The following is a 19,513-nucleotide window of genomic DNA, read 5'->3' on the forward strand; positions in this document are numbered from 1 at the left end:
GGGGCGACGCAGCGATGAACTCTCACCGCGGAGAGTCCGCCATCACCTTCTTTAGGAAATCCTGGAACTCTTCCTCGGTGGTGCGGCCCCGATGATGCTCCTCCTGGTTTTCGATATACCGACAGACGGCCCGGACATTCGACGGGCTCACGCTGATGGCTCCGTAGCCCTCTTGCCAGGCGAAGGCCGCATCGAGGCGCTCTTCGCGGATCCATTTTGATGTCACCGATTTCAATTCCCGCACGATCTCCGCCGGGGAATGGATCGGCTTCAATCGCAGCAGCAGATGGACGTGATCCGTCACTCCGCCGATCGCGAGCGGTTCCACGTCCCGATGGATCAGAATGGAGGTCATGAATCCATGCAGCCGATCCTTCCACGCGGCAAGGATCAATGGCAGGCGCTCCTTCGTCGAGAAGATCACATGAACGTGGAGAGCAGAGAAGGTGGATGGCATGACCAGAGCCTACGTTGCGCCGCCCCTCCGGGGCTTGAGAAGATAAATCGGGCGCGTGTTCCGGGGGCTTGCGCACCCCGGCTAGAAGAGCGTCGCCCTCCGGGCTCAGAGAAATGCCGATCTCGGACCAGTCATCCCAATCCCCCCTTGACCCCGCCCGTGACCACGCCGATGGAAGGACCATGCATCCGGTGACGGACAATCCGGCGCTCAGCCGCTTCGAGCTGGTGGAGGAGGGAAAGCTCGCCTTCGCTGACTACCAGTTGCGGGACAACGTGCTGGTGCTGCCCCATGTGGAGGCGGACCCGGCCCTGCGCGGGAAGGGCACCGCGGGCCGCCTGATGGAGGGCGTGCTGGCGCTGGCCCGCGAGCGCGGGTGGAAGGTGCTGCCGGTCTGTGGTTACGCGGCGGTCTATCTCCAGCGGCATCCGCAGCACGCGGACCTGCGGGCGTAGGGCGGCTTTTCAGGAATAGGACCTATCGGTCGTATAAGTCCTATGGGACCTATGCTTCCTTCCCCCCCAAACGGGTGGAAATCGCCCGTGGCGGCCTTAGGTGTGGGAAAATGCCCGGAATTATGGGATGCCGCGGAGGAACCCGCGTGTAGATTGTGATGCATACTCATTGGCTTGGACCTTGGTTGTCCGAAGGGGCGCGTACACGGCCCCGCATGTCGTCGCCGCTTCCGCCGTTTCCCAAGACCCACCCGTGAACCCAGCGGGCGGAAGCGGTTCCTTCCCGCGCATCCCCCTCCCTGCGGTTCCGCGCGATCGTTTCCGTTCATTGCCAAAACCCACCGATGCCGTTTCCGAAATCGTTCCCGACACTGCCGTTGTTCGTCGCCGCCACGGTCGCCCTCGCGGGCATTGGCCGCGCGGCTCCGTACACCGCGGATGCGAACACGCTGCTGCTTTTCCATCTGGATGAATCCACCGGCTCGGTCACGCCGAACGCGGGCACGCTGGGCGGGAATGCCTACACGGTGAACATGACCACCGCCAGCAACACGCCGCCGGTGGTGACCGCTGTGCTCGGGGCCGCGGCGTTTTCCGGCTTCACCCGCTCCGCCGCGCTCAGCTCCGGCTATCTGATCGGCTGGGACAAGAACGGCTCCGGCGCGTATCAAGGCGATGGCTCGGCGGATGGTTTCGCGCTGACCACGCTGAACATCGGCAATGGCGGCCAGACGCCGTTCACGATCGAGGCACTGGTGTGCCCGTCCGTGATCAACGTGAACCAGGAGATTCTCTCGGTGGACACGAACGTCGCCGGCACGCGCGGGTTCCAGTTCCGGCTGAACACCGCGGGCCAGCTCGAGTTCAACGCCATCGCGGCCACCAGCGGCGGGCAGATCCTCGCGGCGGTCCCGGCCAACGGCCAGCACGCCTTCGCCGCGAACGGTTGGTACCACGCCGCCGTGACCTACGATGGCACCACGCTGAAACTCTACTGGACCAGCCTCGCCGCGCTGAAGGGCACCAATGGCCGCGCCAACCTGCTCGCCAGCCAGGCCGCCGTGATCGGCACCGCCCAGGGCGCGGCGGTCGGACCGCTCGCGATCGGGAACGAGAACCGCGGCCCGGCGGGCGAGTGGTTCCAGGGAAAGCTCGATGAAGTGCGCATCAGCAAGGTTGCGCGCGCCGCCGGGGACTTCCACTGGCAGTTCGTCGACACCGACAACGACGGCATGGACGACACGCTGGAGCAGCTTTATTTCGGCGGGCTGTCCCAGAACGCCAACGACGACTTCGACCACGACGGTTTCTTCAATCTCGACGAGCTCAGCGCCGGCTCCGATCCCACCGTGGCCTCGTCCACGCCGGATGGCGATGGCGACGGCATGCCGGATTCGTGGGAGCAGGCGTATTTCGGCACCACCACCCGCAATGGCACCGGCGATTACGACCGAGACGGCCTCACCGACAAGCAGGAGTACCAGGCCGGCACCGATCCCACCAACCCGAACTCGGTGCCGGGCGATGTCGATGGCGACGGTCTGCCGGACACCTGGGAGCTGGCGAATCTCGGCGGCTACGGCTACGGCGCGTATGACGATCCGGATGGCGACGGCTACACCAACCAGGCCGAGATGGTCGCGGGTACCAACCCGCTCTCCGCGGCCTCGCACCCCGCGTGGAAATCGCCGCGCGTCGCCTTCCTGCGGGACACCACCGTGACGTCCACCGCCTGCCTGATGCCCGCCGCGCCCACCACGCTCTACGGCCGCGCGATCAATGGCGTCTCGTTCCAGAAGCAGATCCTGCAGACCTTCCAGGGCTACCAGTACACCGCCTGGTACTCCATGTCCGGCACGGTGCAGAACGTCTGGCTGGCGCGCCGCAGCGTGAGTGCCACCAGCACCGGTGCGTGGGAAACGTGGGACACCGGCTCGGAGTTCCTCAATGGCGACGAGGGCAACTGGGACGCGCACAACGTGATCGCCTTCGGTATCTCGCCCGTGGATGGCTCGTTCCATTTCTCGTGGGACCACCACACGAACAACCTGCGCTACCGCCGCTCGATCGCCGGGCTGTGCACCACCAATACCGCGGCGTGGGGCCAGGCGTCCTCGCTGCTCGCGGAGCAGCAGTGGCTCACCACCTCCGCCACGCTCATCACAGGCGTGAGCTACCCGATGTTTGTCACCGCGCCGAACGGCGACCTCTATTTCGAATACCGCGTGGGCTCCACCTCCGCCGGGGACCACATCCTGCACCGCTACCAGCCCGCCACCTCGAACTGGACGCTGGCGTGGAAATTCTCCGCCAAGGAAGGCTCCTACACCGGCGTGGGCGGCGGGGGAGGGGTGATCACCTCCACCAGCCGGAACGCGTATGAGAACGGCTTCGATTTCGGGCCGGACGGCACACTCCACCACACCTGGACCTACCGCGAGACGGACGCCGCGAACCATGACATCCACTACGCCTATAGTACCGATGGCGGCGTGAACTGGCGGAACAACGCCGGGGCGGTGATCGCGAACACCGCCGCGGGCCAATCGATCAACGTCAACTCGCCCGGCATCATCATGAAGGTGCTGGACGGCCGCCAGCACCTCATCAACCAGCAGTCCCAGAGCGTGGACGCGGATGGCCGCCTGCACGTGCTGATGCTCCACCGCCGCGCCGAAGCGGACGCCGCGTGGGCCTCCGGGGACGCCGTCTTCACCACCGAGGAGACGGCCTATTACCACTACTTCCGCGATCCGCAGACCGGTGCGTGGTCGCAGCGCCGCCTGCCGTATCTCGCGTGGCCGGTGAACTCCCGCCCGAAGATCGGCTGGGACACGGAGGGGAACGTCTACGCCGTCTACACCACCGCCACCACCATCGACGTCCCCGGTTACAAGCCCGGCAAGCTCGTCGTCGCCAGCGCCTCGAAGGCCTCCGGCTACACCGATTGGGAGGTGGTGCAGGTGCATGACACCGCCTTCAACGGCGAGCCGCTGATCGACCAGGCGCGCCTCACGGCCGACCACATCCTCTCGGTTTACATCCAGGAGGATAGCGCCACCACCACCGCGACCGCCACGCCGCTGCACGTGCTGGACTTCGCCGTGGGCATCCCCGCGGCCTCTCCGGTGTCGCTGGCGTTCGTGGGGGCGGACAGCGTGGTGAGCGTGGCCGCCGCGGCGGGGACCACCTACCAGCTTCAGACCTCCGCCACCCTGGGAGCAGGTAGTTGGCAGAACGTCGGCAGCCCGGTGGCCGGGAAGAACACCGTGATGGCCTTCCCGCATGTGGGCGGTGCGGGGCAGGCGAAGCGCTTCTACCGGTTCTCCAGTACCACGCCGTGAGGGTCGCCAAGGTAGGGTCGCACCGCCGGGGCGACCGGGGAGAAGAGGGTTCGTCCGCTGCCATGGGCCCGTCCCATCCCTTCGTTTGTGGGGACGATCTCTTTCCCGCGGACGCCGTCCACTGCCCGGTCATCTCGGCGAGATGACCCTACCTCCAGAGGCGCGCTGCGAAGGTAGGGTCGCACCGCCGGGGCGACCGGGGAGAAGAGGGTTCGTCCGCTGCCATGGGCCTGTCCCATCCCTTCGTTTGTGGGGACGATCTCTTTCCCGCGAACGCCGTCCACCGCCCGGTCATCTCGGCGAGATGACCCTACCTCCAGAGGCACTCCGGAAAGGTAGGGTCGCACCGCCGGGGCGACCGGGGAGAAGAGGGTTCGTCCGCTGCCATGGGCCCGCCCCATCCCTTCGTTTGTGGGGACGATCTCTTTCCCGCGGACGCCGTCCACTGCCCGGTCATCTCGGCGAGATGACCCTACCTCCAGAGGCGCGCTGCGAAGGTAGGGTCGCACCGCCGGGGCGACCGGGGAGAAGAGGGTTCGTCCGCTGCCATGGGCCTGTCCCATCCCTTCGTTTGTGGGGACGATCTCTTTCCCGCGAACGCCGTCCACCGCCCGGTCATCTCGGCGAGATGACCCTACCTCCAGAGGCACTCCGGAAAGGTAGGGTCGCACCGCCGGGGCGACCGGGGAGAAGAGGGTTCGTCCGCTGCCATGGGCCCGTCCCATCCCTTCGTTTGTGGGGACGATATCTTTCCCGCGGACGCCGTCCACCGCCCGGTCATCTCGGCGAGATGACCCTACCTCCAGAGGCGCGCTGCGAAGGTAGGGTCGCACCGCCGGGGCGACCGGGGAGAAGAGGGTTCGTCCGCTGCCATGGGCCTGTCCCATCCCTTCGTTTGTGGGGACGATCTCTTTCCCGCGAACGCCGTCCACCGCCCGGTCATCTCGGCGAGATGACCCTACCTCCAGAGGCACTCCGGAAAGGTAGGGTCGCACCGCCGGGGCGACCGGGGAGAAGAGGGTTCGTCCGCTGCCATGGGCCCGTCCCATCCCTTCGTTTGTGGGGACGATATCTTTCCCGCGGACGCCGTCCACCGCCCGGTCATCTCGGCGAGATGACCCTACCTCCAGAGGCGCGCTGCGAAGGTAGGGTCGCACCGCCGGGGCGACCGGGGAGAAGAGGGTTCGTCCGCTGCCATGGGCCTGTCCCATCCCTTCGTTTGTGGGGACGATCTCTTTCCCGCGAACGCCGTCCACCGCCCGGTCATCTCGGCGAGATGACCCTACCTCCAGAGGCACTCCGGAAAGGTAGGGTCGCACCGCCGGGGCGACCGGGGAGAAGAGGGTTCGTCCGCTGCCATGGGCCCGTCCCATCCCTTCGTTTGTGGGGACGATATCTTTCCCGCGGACGCCGTCCACCGCCCGGTCATCTCGGCGTGATGACCCTACCTCCAGAGGCGCGCTGTGAGGGTGGGGGGCTTGTTCGCGGAAATTTGACCCCTTTTGAGGGTTTTTCTGCGAATGTGTATGTTTGCGTCAAAATGCATCTTTTTTTACGCAATCATGCATGTTTTCTTGCTGGCGTTGCTTTCGCGGAAAATTGGAAAATGGGTTTTGTTTTGTTGGGTTTGCGGGGGTTCAAGTGGCTCTTTTTGATGTTGTGAATCTACATGGTGGCTACAAGGAGGCTTCATTGGAGGCTCGGTATGTTTCCGTCTGGAGTATGTTGCGGGCAATTATTGCGTTGAAGATTGGGAATTTTTGGGGGAAACGGAAGGTGCTCCTTTTGCATCCAACTTCCCCAGAACTACCCAATGAAACCCCGTTTCTCCCGGTTGCTGCCGGGCTTGTTTGTCTTCGTCGCCGCTGTTACCACTTCTGAAACCGCCCGTGCCAATAGCTGGTACTGGGACGCGGACGGCGCTACTTCCGCTACCACCGGTGGCACCGGAACCTGGACCCAGGCCGGCGTGCTGTGGCGCGATGGCTCGGCCACCGGCACCCTCACGGCCTACAGCGCGGGCCCGCAGGCGGATACCACCGCCAACCTTGTGCTCGCCGGCGGCACCGACGGGCTGACGATGACGGCCAGCGCCGCGACACCCTACAACCTGAACAAGGTGACCGCATCCAACAGCTACACGCTGGCGACCTTGGACGCGGTGGGCACTTTCGTGGGCACCACGCCGACGGTGGACGTGGCCTCGGGCAAGACCCTGACGTGGAACATCGACCTTTCCGCTGCCTCCGCCACGGTGCTGAAGACCAGCGCCGGCACCTGGCAGGTCACCAATACCGGCGCGCAGGTCACCTCGAACAGCACCACGCTGGAGATCTCCGCCGGCACGCTGCGCTATGACACCGCTGCGGCCTCGGCGAACCTTTTCACCGGCACCGGCGGGATCGTGAAGGTCAACAGCGGTGCCACCGTGAGCCTCCAGCAGACGCAGAACAACGCCTACACCTCGGTGAAGGATTGGACGCTGGGCTCGAAGGTGACGCTCAATGGCGGCACCTTGACCGGTGGTTCCTCGGGCGGTGGCCAGTTCCAGCGCATTCCCTCCACCACGGTGATCCAGGTGGACGCGGCGAGCACGATCGCGCAGGGATTCGGTGGCTTCAGCCAGAATTTCACCCTCGATGGCACCGTCACCGGCACCGGTAACCTGGCGCTGAACCGTGCGGCTTCGAACGACCGCTATCTGGTACTGAAGGGCAGCATGTCCGGCTACTCCGGAAACGTCACGATCGGCACCTCCACGGCCACCGGCTACGTGGTGTTCGGCCACTCCAGCGGCTGGGGCACCGGCACGCTCACGCTCACCGGCTCCGGCTCCACGGCGGTGATCGGCGATGAAGCCGCCACCGTGGTGCAGTCGCCGTGGACCGGCGGCTCGGCGCTCGGTTTCACCAGTGGCACGCTGTCCACCACCGCGGCGGTGACGGTGGGATCCGGCGCGAGCCTGCGGGTGAACAACCGCTCCGGGAACGCCGTGCTCTTCGAGCCCCGCGCGGGCATGACGGTGAATGGCGGCACGCTCGCCGCGAACGCCAGCGGCGGCACCTCGGCCTTCGTGCCGTACACCTCCACCACCTGGACCTTCGGTGGCACCGCACTTTCCACGGTCTCGGCGAACGTGCAGCTCAACTACACCGGGGCCACCTTCGACGTGGCGGACGCGGTGGCGGGCGCGGGCTATGACGTGAATCTCAGCGGCGTGATCTCCGGCGCGAACGGCTTCACCAAGACCGGCGCGGGCACGCTCCAGATCAGCAATTCCCAGACCTTCACCGGTCCGCTCACGGTCAGCGCGGGCACGGTGGCCTTCAGCTCCACCGGTGCGAACGGTCTCGCGGGCGGCCTCGCCGGCAGCGGCGCGGTCAGTGTGGCGGGCACCGGCCTGGTGACGCTGAATGGTTCCTCGGCGGGCTACACCGGCACGATCACCGTGGCGGATGGCGCGACCTTCGGCGGCAACACCACCACCGCCGGTCCGCTGGCGGTCGGCGCCACCACCGGCGCGACGATCTACGGCAACGTGGCTTCGCCCACGACCTCGATCACCGCCACCAATGTCACGCTCCTGGGCGTGAACGAGATCGCCTTTGCCACGCCTCCGGCGACGGGCACTTACACGCTTCTCAAATACACCGGCACGCTTAGCGGTAGTACCACGAACCTGCACTCGAACTACCGTGGCGCGGTCTTCCACATGGGCAGCGGCACGAACGACGCGATCACGGTGGACATCGCGGCCCCGGTCGGCGTGACCTGGACGAATGCCGCGGCGGACAGCGTGTGGAACACGGCGGGCTCCGCGAACTGGTTCGATGGCGCGGCCAACGGGCCGTTCTACATCGGGGATCAGGTCAATTTCGACGACACCCCGACCAGCAGCCAGACGATCACCATCGCCGCGCCGGTGTTCCCCGGTTCGGTGACGTTCGCGAACAACACCTACGGCTACACCCTCTCCGGCAGCGCCATCAGCGGCACCACCGCGGTGGTGAAGAACGGCTTGGCCCCGGTGGCCCTGAACTCGGCGAACACCTACACCGGCGGCACCACGCTGGCCGGTGGCGCGCTCCGCGTGGGTGCGGCCGGCGCGCTCGGCACCGGCACGCTGACCTACACCGCCGGCACGCTTTCCGCCTCCAGCGCCTCGGCTGTCACGGTGGGCAACGCGGTGACCTACAACACCGCGACGCCGACCCTGGGCGATGTTTCGCTGACCGGCGCGCTCACGCTCTCCGGCACGCAGACGCTCACGGCGGCCACGAATTTCACCGTGGATTCACCGGTCACCATCGGCGGCACGGTCAGCGGCGGCTTCCAGCTCACGAAGAGCGGCGCGAGCACGCTCACCTTCTCCGGCAGCCCGGGCCATGGCTCCACCGTGGTGGATGCGGGCACGCTCCAGGTCGGCACCGGTGCGGCGGCGGGCGTGCTGCCCGGCGCGGCCACGGTGAACACCGGAGCGGTGCTGCGCCATTACCGCAATGACTCGACGACGGTTTCCAACGTCTTCGGCGGCGCGGGCACGCTCGCGTTCAAGGGCACCGGCTCCTCGGGCCAGTCCGCCTACACCCTTTCCGGTGCGAACACGGTGAGCGGCACGGTGGCGGCGGAGTCCGGCGCGCGCGTCCAGGCCTCGAACGCCAGCGGCACCCGCTTCGGCACCGCCGCGGTGGAGGTCCAGTCCGGCGGGCAGGCTTATCTCAATGGCGGTACCTTCGCGAACAACTTCACGATCACCGGCGATGGCTGGCTGGAAAGCGCGGGCCGCCTCGGCGCGATCCGTCTGGACGGTGCCACCATCACCGGCTCGGTCGCACTTTCCGGGGCCGCCCGCATCGTCGCCTACCTGGGCAACACCGGCACCATCAGCGGCGCGCTCACCGGTGGCTCCACGCTGGACATCAATGGCACCAGCAGCGCGAGCTTCAACGGGACCATCAACTATTCCGGCGATGGCTCCGGCTTCCTCGGCACGGCCAACGTCAACCAGGGCACGCTGAACCTCAGCGGCTCGCTCGGATCGAACCTGAACGTTTCCAGCTCGGCCTACGCCGCCACGCTCGGCGGCGAGGGCATCATCGGGGGCGCGCTCGTGCTGGGCAATGGCACGATGGGTTCCACCGTGTCGTTCAATCCGAACACCGCCGCGGTCTTCACCGCCACGGGCTCGCTCACGGTGAACAACACCGCCACGGTGACCTTCAGCACGGCTCCCACCGCCGCGGGGACTTTCCCGGTGATCAAGCACGGCGGCACCGTGGCCACGCCCGCGAGCTTCACGCTCACCGGCGCGGCGAACTACCGCACGCCCACCTTCGACACCACCACCGATCCCACCACCGTCACGCTCCAGATCTCCGCGCTGGGGCTGACCTGGACCGGCGTGACCTCGTCGGTGTGGGACATCGGCACCACCTCGAACTTCGCGAGCCCTGGTCCCGTGGCGGACAAGTTCTACACGCTGGACACGGTGACCTTCGATGACACGGCCACCAACTTCAACCCGACGCTGGCGGTGACCGTCTCGCCGGGCGCGGTGACCTTCAACAACAGCACCAACGCCTACACCCTCACCGGCGCGGGCGTGATCGCGGGTCCCACCTCGCTGGTGAAGAATGGCACCGGCGCGGTCACCATTTCCACGCCGAACACCTTCACCGGCGGCACCTCGCTCAACGCGGGACGCATCAAGGCGGGCGCCAACGCCGCGCTCGGCACCGGCACGCTGACCTTCAACGGCGGCACGCTCTCCAGCGACAGCACCACCGCCCGCACGATCGCCAACCCATGGACGGCCCCCGCCACGGTGAACCTCAGCGACGCGACCGACAACGGCATCCTGACACTCTCCGGCGCGGGCACGATGACGCAGAACACGACCGTCAACGTGCTGAGCACGAACACCAACAGCCACATCCTCAGCGGGGTGATCTCGGACGGCGCGAACAGCTACTCGCTGACGAAGACCGGTGCGACCGGCGCGCTCCAGTTGAACGCGGCGAACACCTACGATGGCGGCACGTTCATCAATGCCGGCCGCATCTCGGCGAACAACCTCGCGGCCTTCGGTACCGGCGCGGTGACGGTGGCCGCCACCGGCCAGGCCTTCCTCTCGGTCGGCGGCACCTTCACCACCACGCTGAACATCGCGGGCACGGGGTATGCGGAAGGCTCCGGCAACCTCGGCGCGATCCGTTTCGCGGGCAACACGCTCTCCGGCCCGGTGACCCTCACCGCGGATGCCCGCGTGACCGCCTACGGTTCCACCGGTACCATCAGCGGCGTGATCGGCGAGACCGGCGGCGCGCGGAAGCTGGAGATCGGCGGCTCGGACCTCGGCGCGTCCGGTGGCGGCACCATGACCCTCACCGCGGCGAACACCTACACCGGCGGCACCGACATCAGCAAAACCATCGTGGTGGCGAACAACAACGCCGCCTTCGGCACCGGCACGGTGGCGATGAACCTCGCGGGTTCATCCCAGCGCGTGCAGCTCGGGGCGGGCGTGAACATCGCCAACGCGGCCTCGCTCGGCGCGAATGCAGGCTCATCCGGCCGCGGGGTCATCGAAATCGCCGCCACCAGCGCGAACGCCACCTGGAGCGGTCCGATCTCGATCACTTCCAGCCCGACGGCGGGCGGCCACTTCTACGTCGCCTCCGGTTCCACGCTGACCCTGAGCGGCGCGATCAACTCCACCGCCTCCGTGATTCACCGCGATGGCATCGTGGTCTACTCCGGCGGCGGCAGCTACCCGACGCTCAACCTCACGGGCACGGCGAAGGTCGGCGCGGTCAACGGCGTGGCCACCAACGCCACCGTGTCGATGGGCCAGTCCGCGAGCGCGAACTTCGACCTCAACGGCTTCGACCAGACGATCGCCAACCTCGTCCGCGTGGGCAACACCACGCTGGCGCTGAACAACGGCGCGTCCGCGGCCACGCTGACCATCAACTACACCGGCGGCAGCCCGAGCGCCTTCGATGGCGCGATCACCAACGGCACCAGCGCCGTGGCGGTGACGAAGACCGGCTCCGGCACCTTCGTTCTCAGTGGCGGCACCGCGAACAGCTACACCGGCACCACCACCATCAGCGGCGGCACGTTGCAGATCGGAAACGCGGGGACCACCGGTGCCATCACCGCCTCCGCGGTGGTGAACAACGCGACCTTCGCCTTCAACCGCACCAACGCCTACTCCTTCACCGGCGCGATCAGCGGCAGCGGCCAGGTCGTGCAGGCCGGCACCGGCACCACCACGCTCACCGGCGCGCTCAGCTACACCGGTGACACCACTGTCAGCGCGGGCACGCTGTCCATCAGCGCGGCCTCGCTCGCGGATGGCGCGGACGTCCGCGTGGCCACCGGCGCGGTGCTGAACCTGAACCACTCGCTGACGGACACCGTGCGCGGCCTCTACCTGAACGGCGTGCTCCAGTCCCCCGGCACCTACGGTTCCCTCGCCTCCACCGCCACCAACAAGAGCGCGTTCTTCACCGGCAACGGCGTGCTGAACGTGACCGGCCTGGCGGGCTACACCTCGTGGGCCTCCACCAACGCCGGCGGCCAGGCCGCGAACCTGGACTTCGACAACGACGGCGTGAAGAACGGCGTGGAGTATCTGATGGGCCAGACCGGTTCCTCGTTCACCGCGAATCCGCAGATCGTGTCCGGCAAGGTCACCTGGCCGAAGGACCCGACGGCGACCGCCACCTGGGTGGTGGAGACCTCCGCCGACCTGGCGATCTGGACCACCGCGGTGACCGGCGTTTCCGATCTCGGCACCTCGATCGAATACGTGGTGCCCACCGGCGATCCGAAGCGCTTCACCCGCCTGCGCGTGACGGTGCCGTGAGGTCCGTTTGAAGTTTGATTCCGGCAGGAGCCGCGGGGGATTCCCCGCGGCTCCTTCTTGTTCCAGGATGTAGGGTCATCATGCCGAGATGACCGGGCGGGGGAGTGTCGTTCGCGGGATGGAGGTCGTCCCAGCAGACGAAGGGACGGGACGCGCCGATGGCAGCGGACGAGGCCGTTAGACCCGGTCGCCCCGGCGGTGCGACCCTACCTTTTCGGATCGCTGCGAAGGTAGGGTCATCTCGCCGAGATGACCGGGCGGGGGAGATCGTTCGGGGGAAGGAGGTCGTCCCAGCAGACGAAGGGATGGGATGCGCCGTTGGCAGCGGACGTGGCTGTTAGACCCGGTCGCTCCGGCGGTGCGACCCTACCTTTGCGGATCGCTGCGAAGGTAGGGTCATCTCGCCGAGATGACCGGGCGGGGGAGATCGTTCGGGGGAAGGAGGTCGTCCCAGCAGACGAAGGGATGGGATGCGCCGTTGGCAGCGGACGTGGCTGTTAGACCCGGTCGCTCCGGCGGTGCGACCCTACCTTTGCGGATCGCTGCGAAGGTAGGGTCATCTCGCCGAGATGACCGGGCGGGGGAGTGTCGTTCGCGGGAGGGAGGTCGTCCCGACAGACGAAGGGCTAGGGCGCGCCGTTGGCAGCGGACGGGGGTGTTAGACCCGGTCGCCCCGGCGGAGCGCCCCTACCTTTGCGGACCGCCGCGAAGGTAGGGTCATCTCGCCGAGATGACCGGGCGGGGGAGATTGTTCGGGGGAAGGGCGTCGTCCCCCATGAACGAAGGGATGGGATGCGCCGTTGGCAGCGGACGGATCTGTTAGGCCCGGTCGCCCCGGCGGTGCGACCCTACCTTTTCGGATCGCTGCGAAGGTAGGGTCATCTCGCCGAGATGACCGGGCGGTGGAGGTCGTTCGCGGGAAGGAGGCCGCCCCATTGGACGATGAGATGGGGCGCGCCGATGGCAGCGGACGAGGCCGTTAGACCCGGTCGCCCCGGCGGTGCGACCCTACCTTTTCGGATCGCTGCGAAGGTAGGGTCATCTCGCCGAGATGACCGGGCGGGGGAGTGTCGTTCGCGGGATGGAGGTCGTCCCGACAGACGAAGGGCTAGGGCGCGCCGATGGCAGCGGACGAGGCCGTTAGACCCGGTCGCCCCGGCGGTGCGACCCTACCTTTGCGGACCGCCGCGAAGGTAGGGTCATCTCGCCGAGATGACCGGGCGGGGGAGATTGTTCGGGGGAAGGGCGTCGTCCCCCATGAACGAAGGGATGGGATGCGCCGTTGGCAGCGGACGGATCTGTTAGGCCCGGTCGCCCCGGCGGTGCGACCCTACCTTTTCGGATCGCTGCGAAGGTAGGGTCATCTCGCCGAGATGACCGGGCGAGGGAGATTGTTCGGGGGAAGGGCGTCGTCCCCCATGAACGAAGGGATGGGATGCGCCGTTGGCAGCGGACGGATCTGTTAGACCCGGTCGCCCCGGCGGTGCGACCCTACCTTTTCGGATCGCTGCGAAGGTAGGGTCATCTCGCCGAGATGACCGGGCGGGGGAGATTGTTCGGGGGAAGGGCGTCGTCCCCCATGAACGAAGGGATGGGATGCGCCGTTGGCAGCGGACGTGGCTGTTAGACCCGGTCGCTCCGGCGGTGCGACCCTACCTTTGCGGATCGCTGCAAACACGTCTTCTTCGGAAAAGACATGGAAATGATATACCCTGTTAGAGGTATTGCCGGAAATGCCGCGGTTGGTTCAAAAGGGATATGCCGAGGGGGAGTTCTCCTCCGCGGCGGTTGATTCGCCGTTCCTGCCATCCGGGCCATTCCAACCACACCACCGCGCGCGTTCCTCTGAACCGGCCGAACCCTTGGGCCGCGGAACGCTCGCCACGCCGGACGATGGGGCGGCTGCATTGCTGCTAACAAACCCATGAAACCCGCAATCCCTTCCGTTTTTCCGGGCGTGGCCGTCCTGCCGCGCCGCGCCGGATGATCCGCCGCCACGCGTGAGACGGCACCCGTGTGCCGCGCCGTGATCCCGCATGCCGGGCCGTTCCTCCGTGGACGTCTCCATCGCTCCCCCGTGCTCGCGGGGGACTCGACGCCCTGTGTCCTGTTAGATGTTAGATCGCCCGTGAAAGCCCTTTTCCGATTCCTGCTGCCGTCGCTCGCCGGGGCGCTCGTCTTCGCGTTTGTCCACGCGCGGAGGGAGCCGTCGGACAATGTCTCGGCCACCACTATCCGTCCCGCGCGACCGGCGGTGGAGACCGGCACGCGCGCGCTCGCATTGGAGGCGGCCACCGATCCCCGCGGCGCGTGGCGGCGGGCGTGCGCGGTGGCCGATGAACGCCAGCGTTTCGAACACCAGCTCGTGGTGCTGGAGGCGGGCTCGGACGCCTGCCTGCCCGAGCTCGCGGAGTTCGCCGTTTCGCTGCCGCCTTCCTCCGAACGCGATGCCGCGCTGCGCCGCCTGGTTGGCCGTTGGGCGATCCAGGATCCGGCGGCGCTTTCGGAGTGGCCCGCGTTGCCGGAGCTGCCCGCCGTCGTGCGCGATGAAGCCGCGACCCGCATCGTGCTGAATGGCGACGCGATGAACCGCACCACCGCCATCGCCGCGCAGTGGGCGGACACGATCGGCGATCCCACCGCGCGCGAGACGGCCATCGCCGCGGTGGCGCGGGAATGGCAGCGCGCCGATCCCGCCGCCGCGCGGGAGTATCTCCAGCGCGTGCCTGGTCTCGCGGAGGCCCGGCGTTCCGTGCTTCTCGCCGGCCTCACCGCCGCGCGCCCCGATCCCGGGGACTGACACCACCTTCCCGCCGCGGTCCGTTTCCAAACCCATGCGGTCCACGGCGGAAGAACCGAAAAAACAACCCAGAACCCGAACACACAAACAACCCATGTCCAGTCATACCACACGCCTCGCCGCCGGCTGTCTCGCGCTCGCCGGTGTCCTCGCGCCGGACACCGCCAGCGCCGCCTTCGGCCTGACGACCACCACCAGCACCTACGTCGTCGACACCGGCGGCGGCCTGGTCTTCACCGTGAACCGCTCGAATGGCGGCATCACCTCGATCGTCTGGAACGGCACCGAGCTCAATGACACCGCGAAGGCCTCCAGCATCAACTCCGGCGTCGGCAGCACCGGCACCACCGTGGCCGCCACCGTTTCCGGGACGAACATCATCGTCTCCGTCGCCACCGACAGCACCAATGGCGTGGTCGCCGGGATGACGCACTACTACGTGGTGAAGAGCGGCGTGAACAACATCTACATGGCCACCTACTCGGACAACGAGCCCTCGAACGGCGAGTTCCGCTGGATCACCCGCCTGCAGGGCAGCCTGTTCCCCACCGCCCCGGCCGAGTCCGACCTGCGCGGCAACACCGGCGCCATCGAGTCGTCCGACGTTTTCGGCATGTCCGATGGTACCAGCCGCAGCAAGTACTATGGAAACCAGCGGGCGAAAGATCTCTCGATCCGCGGCGTCACCGGCACCAGCCGCGGCGTGTTCATGGCCTATGGCAACCGCGAGAGCGCCAGCGGCGGCCCGTTCTTCCGCGACATCCAGAACCAGACCGGCACCGATGCCGAGGTCTACAACTACATGAACTCCGGCCACAACCAGACCGAGGCCTGGCGCACCGGCGTGATGCACGGCCCCTACGCGCTGTGTTTCACCACCGGGGCGACGCCCGCGGTGCCGGACATGAGCTTCCTGTCCTCGCTCGGCCTCACCGGCTACGTGCCCTCCACCGGCCGCGGCCGCGTGATCCTCAACGGGCTCGCCGGACGCGACACCGCCTACACCTACACCGTCGGCTACTCGAACGCCACGGCCCAGTATTGGGTGACCGCCGCCGCCTCGAACGGCGCGTGCGGTTGCTACAACATGAAGCCGGGCACCTACACGATGACGGTCTACAAGAACGAGCTCGCCGTCTACACGGAGAGCGTCACCGTCACCGCCGGGAACCCGACCACGCTGAACACCCGCACCATTTCCGGCGATCCCAGCGCGGTCACGCCGATCTGGCGCATCGGCGATTGGGACGGCACCCCGCTGGAGTTCCTCAATGGCGGGAACCTCAACGCCATGCACCCGTCCGATGTGCGGCAGTCATCGTGGGCGGCGGTCACGCACGTCATCGGGACGAACGTGGCGTCCGATTATCCGGCCTACCAGTGGAAGGACATCAACGGCACGAACACCATCACCTTCAACCTCACCGCCGCCCAGGTGGCCGCGCACACCGTGCGCGTCGGCCTCACCGCGGCGTATGAAGGCGGTCGTCCGAAGCTGACGGTGAACTCGTGGAGTTCCTCGAATCCCTCCGCCTCCAGCCAGCCGGACTCGCGCAGCCTCACCATCGGCACCTACCGCGGGAACAACGTGACCTACACCTTCAGCGTGCCCGCCAGCGCCTTCGTCACCGGTACGAACACGATCAAGATCAACCCGATCTCCGGCAGCGGCGCCACCGGCTACCTGAGCGCCGGTTACAGCATCGATTGCATCGACTTCTACTGAAGCGTCCCAGCGCCCCTGCCTTCGCAACGATGCGTGGAGGTAGGGTCGCACCGCCGGGGCGGACCGGGTCTAACAGATCCGTCCGCTGCCACGGGCGCGTCCCATCCCCTGATCTGTTGGGGCGGAGTTGGATTCGTGGACGACGTCCAGCGCCCGGTCATCTCGGCGAGATGCCCCTACCTTTGCAGCGTGCCGCGGAGGTAGGGTCGCACCGCCGGGGCGGACCGGGTCTAACAGATCCGTCCGCTGCCACGGGCGCGTCCCATCCCCTGATCTGTTGGGGCGGAGTTGGATTCGTGGGCGCCGTCCACCGCCCGGTCATCTCGGCGAGATGCCCCTACCTCCAGGGGCCATCCGCGGGGTGTGTAAATTCTCCGTCAACCGCCAGCGGTGGCTTGTGCAGGCCGGAGATGAGCCGTTGATTCGAGGAATGAGGAAGGTGAAGTCATGGGGTGTGAAGGTCATGATGGCCATCATGGTGTCGGGGGCGATGGCAGCCGCGCAGCGCGTGCCGGACGTGGCCGCGCAGGAGGCTCGGGAAAGGACCGGCCGGGAGCTGCGCGAGGCCTTGGAATCGGTGAAGGGCGTGGACTCCACTCCGGCCTCGAAGGCGATCCTCGCCGATTTCGGGACCTATGCGGAGGTCTATGATCATCGTTCGAATGTTTTCGAAAGGGCATTGGAAACCGGGAACAAGGATCTCCTGGAGTGCTGCACGGGGTATGTGGAGATAGGAAAGCTCGATGGCCTGAGGTGGATCGACGCGGACCGGGTTGCGCGCGATTTCGCAGGGGCGTGGAAGGCCTTGGCGAGGTGGCGTCATCCCCGGTCGAATTCCTTTATGGCGCAATTCCTGGCGGCGCCGGATATGCCTGAAGAGGTGGGTCCCTGGTATGGTGGTTACGGCACCCGCGGGCTGCAAGGGTGTTTCGCCCGTCTGATCATTGAGGAGAACCTCGGGAGCAAACCGGCGCTGCTCGCCCTGCTGAATGACAAGACCACCAGCGCGAGCAAGCGCCGCACCATCGTGTGGGCGATGCAGCACGATGCCTCGGCGGAGAACAAGGCCGCGCTGCAGAAGATCGCGGCGAACGATGCCGATCAGGATGTTCGCGAGGAAGCCGCGAGCTCGTTGGTGCGGATTGCCGTGACCGGCGGTGTCGCGGCGGAAATCACTCCCGGGGTTGCGGTGAAGCTGTCTCCCTCGGAACTGCAATTGCTTCTCGATAAGAATGCCGACCATCGGGCGGATCTCACCCTTGCGGAGCTTCAGACGCTTTTGAAGGATCATCCATCGGACCTCTTCAGCGATCCGCCCGAGTTCAAGCGCTTCGTTCGTCTCCTCGCCTGGTGTCAGGAGGTGATGAAACAGCCACGGGCGGAGGAACTTTTGCCCCTGATTCTGAAGGAGGTCGAAGCGCGGAACGCATTGGACCGGAAACCGGTGGGATGGGACGAGATCGCGATCTTCGGTCAAGGTGGCGACGTCGGATTACTGATCGGTTGTGTGATCGAGATCTCCGGCACGAAGGGATTCCAGAAAGTGCTGGATATCGTCGTGGCGGCGGACGATCTGCCGAAGCTGAAGGTCCTGCTGAAGCGGGTGGAGGTGCTTTCCGATCGGAAGCCGTATGATCTCCTCGTGGAGGCGAAACTCGGCGCATTCAAGTCCGGGCGTTTGAAGGAGGCGGCGGAGCGTCATCTGAAGGAACGGGAGGTGGTGAAATGAAGGGTGTCCGGTCTTTCGCTTGGCCTCGTGGGACGGTTGGCTTATCTGTTTCGAAGATGAGATTGTTGCTCCGCCCGCTCGCCCTGTGGCTGTTGGTCGCGCCCTTTTCGCAGGGCAAGGACTCGCTGAAGATGCTGGAGGCGTTTTGGAAATACGACTGCCGCCAGATGCAGGACGGTGGAAGGGATCCGGCGCCGGTCCGGCTCGATGCCTTGTTGGCGGATGAAGAGCATGGTGTGATCGAGGGCTTGCAAACGCTATCTGCGGTCCGGCGCGAGAGGGGCGTGGCCGCCATCGCCGGGCTGGAGAAGCTGAAGGCGATGCACCGGGCGAGGACTTTCAAGGTGCTGTTTCCGGATGACTGGCAGGAGGTGAAGGCCCAGGATTTCGAACAGCGGTTCTGCGATCGCATCGATGCCCTGGTGATGGAGCTCCGCGCGGAAGCACACGAGGTGCCGAAGCCGGCCGCGCCGGTCGCCCCGGCGGATCTGGCGCGGGCCGCCGCGGAGTTCGAGGCTGCGGTGAAGCAGGCGGATTTCTCGCCCTCGCCGACGCTGGACAAGCGAACGAGGGCGAGCGAGCAGGACGCGCTGCGATTGCTGATGGCGCTCAGGGAAGGGAAAGTCGCCGCGGATTCCGCGGAGGCGAAGGCGGTGGCGGCGGCGATCCGGACGGCGTTGGCCAAGCTGGATGCCGCGGTGGTGGAGAACTACCAGTGGCAGCCGGTGATGGCGAATGTCGCTCCGCCCGCGGGGACGCCCAATGCGGCCGCGGGCATGAGTCCGATGGCGATCGATGACCCCGGGCTGAGGCGGAAGTACCTGGAGGCCATCGCGGAGAACCAGGCGAAGAGCGAGAGGAATCAGCAACAGAGCAGCATGACGGGGATACGGGGCAGTCTCGTGCTCCATGTCTCGGGGCTGGAGCCGTGGGCAAGCGCCGCGGGACTTTCCAAGGAGGAACTCGCCACCCGGTTCACCGCGGAGGGCAAGAGCCGCGAGCTGCTGCGGGAGCGGCTGGGTTTGGCGAAAGGGAAGAATCCGGCGAAGAAGTGAACGGGGGCGATATGGATGCCGTCGGGATGTGAATAAGTAATATCTTTCGGGATGGCGTTCCTCCTGTTAGATGT

Annotated in this window: 8 protein-coding genes; 7 read left to right on the plus strand and 1 reads right to left on the minus strand. The window is 66.7% G+C overall.

Going from position 1 to position 19,513, the window contains the following annotated elements; genetic code table 11:
• Nucleotides 1–22: 22 nt before the first annotated feature.
• The gene (gene tnpA / locus llg_RS13120) at nucleotides 23–457 is read right to left on the minus strand and encodes an IS200/IS605 family transposase (protein WP_338285124.1); all 435 of its coding nucleotides are present in this window, start codon (nucleotides 455–457) and stop codon (nucleotides 23–25) included.
• A 182-nt stretch (nucleotides 458–639) separates the two neighbouring features.
• Between tnpA and llg_RS13125 the strand changes: the two genes are divergently transcribed.
• From llg_RS13125 to llg_RS13155, 7 genes are all read left to right on the plus strand, one after another.
• Entirely contained in the window at nucleotides 640–912 is a 273-nt protein-coding gene (locus tag llg_RS13125) for a GNAT family N-acetyltransferase (protein ID WP_338285125.1), read from the plus strand.
• A 344-nt stretch (nucleotides 913–1,256) separates the two neighbouring features.
• Nucleotides 1,257–4,256, plus strand: coding sequence for a BNR-4 repeat-containing protein (locus tag llg_RS13130; protein ID WP_338285126.1), 3,000 nt, complete (start codon nucleotides 1,257–1,259; stop codon nucleotides 4,254–4,256).
• A gap of 1,813 nt (nucleotides 4,257–6,069) precedes the next feature.
• Nucleotides 6,070–12,129, plus strand: a complete 6,060-nt coding sequence (locus llg_RS13135) for an autotransporter-associated beta strand repeat-containing protein (RefSeq protein WP_338285127.1) — start codon at nucleotides 6,070–6,072, stop codon at nucleotides 12,127–12,129.
• Nucleotides 12,130–14,257: 2,128 nt separating this feature from the next.
• Nucleotides 14,258–14,929 carry a hypothetical protein gene (locus tag llg_RS13140; RefSeq protein ID WP_338285128.1) on the plus strand — a complete coding sequence of 224 codons (672 nt, stop codon included), beginning with the start codon at nucleotides 14,258–14,260 and terminating at the stop codon, nucleotides 14,927–14,929.
• 94 nt (nucleotides 14,930–15,023) lie between these two features.
• Nucleotides 15,024–16,655, plus strand: coding sequence for a rhamnogalacturonan lyase B N-terminal domain-containing protein (locus llg_RS13145; protein ID WP_338285129.1), 1,632 nt, complete (start codon nucleotides 15,024–15,026; stop codon nucleotides 16,653–16,655).
• Nucleotides 16,656–17,085: 430 nt separating this feature from the next.
• Entirely contained in the window at nucleotides 17,086–18,384 is a 1,299-nt protein-coding gene (locus llg_RS13150; protein WP_338285130.1) for a hypothetical protein, read from the plus strand.
• Nucleotides 18,385–18,440: 56 nt separating this feature from the next.
• The gene (locus tag llg_RS13155; protein ID WP_338285131.1) at nucleotides 18,441–19,439 is read left to right on the plus strand and encodes a hypothetical protein; all 999 of its coding nucleotides are present in this window, start codon (nucleotides 18,441–18,443) and stop codon (nucleotides 19,437–19,439) included.
• Nucleotides 19,440–19,513 lie beyond the last annotated feature (74 nt).

The sequence above is a fragment of the Luteolibacter sp. LG18 genome, assembly GCF_036322585.1.
In the GTDB taxonomy this organism is placed as follows: domain Bacteria; phylum Verrucomicrobiota; class Verrucomicrobiia; order Verrucomicrobiales; family Akkermansiaceae; genus Luteolibacter.